Here is a 1,015-nt window from a genome sequence, read left to right on the forward strand (position 1 = left end):
GGCCCTAGGCGCCGTTTCTCGGATCGCCTGACGTGGCAGGGTTGTTGAGGTCAGGCTGGAGACATGGGGCGTGGGGATTTAACGAATGCGGAGTGGGATCGACTGGAGTCGTTCTTGCCTCGGGGCGGGACGCGTGGAGGCCGGTGGAGTGCCCACCGACGGGTGATCAACGGGGTGCTGTACCGGGTGCGGACGGGCGTGCAGTGGCGGGACCTGCCCGAGCGGTTCGGGCCCTGGGAGACCGTCTATAAGCGTCATCGTCGCTGGTCAGCGGACGGCACCTGGAAGATGCTGCTGTCACAGATCCAGGCCGCCGAGGATGCGGCGGGTGAGATCGACTGGGACGTGTCGGTGGACTCCACGTCAGTGCGAGCCCACCAGCATGCCGCCGGCGCGAGGAAGGCCCCGCCGGCCGCGGTCCCTCAAAAGGGGGCCCGCGCGGCGATGAACCAGCCCGATCCGGTCCTACGGAAACTGGCCGTCCGGCTGGCGGAGGTGGTCGCATCGGCGAATGCCTGGGACGCTCCCGCGGCGGCTTCACCACCAAAATCCATCTCGCGGCCGACGGACGGTGTCGGCCCCTCGCGCTCCTGCTGACTCCAGGCCACTACGGCGACGGCCCCCAACTCGAGCCCGTACTACGACAGATAGCCGTCCCCCGCACCGGAGTCGGACGGCCGCGCACCCGACCTGACCGCGTCCTGGCCGACAAGGCCTACACGTCTCGGGCCAACCGTCGCTACCTGCGACGACGCGGCATTTCCCACACCATTCCCGAGCGGCGTGACCAGCGCAGACACCGGCTCAACCGCGGTTCCCGCGGCGGTCGGCCCACCGGATTCGACGGCGAGCACTACAAGAAACGCAACACCGTCGAACGCGCCATCAACCGCTTGAAAGGCTTCCGCGCCGTCGCCACCCGCTACGAGAAACGGGCCTACATCTACCTCGGCACCGTCACCCTCGCAGCCCTCATCATCTGGCTCCGCACATGATCCGAGAAACAGTGCTTAGG

At 67.9% G+C, this 1,015-nt stretch carries 1 pseudogene; it reads left to right on the plus strand.

Features of this window, described 5'->3' with window-relative positions:
- Positions 1–63 precede the first annotated feature (63 nt).
- Positions 64–995: pseudogene (locus AB0J02_RS43615) on the plus strand (IS5 family transposase).
- The last annotated feature ends 20 nt before the right edge of the window (positions 996–1,015 follow it).

Source organism: Streptomyces sp. NPDC050264 (assembly GCF_040655895.1).
Taxonomy (GTDB): Bacteria; Actinomycetota; Actinomycetes; order Streptomycetales; family Streptomycetaceae; genus Streptomyces.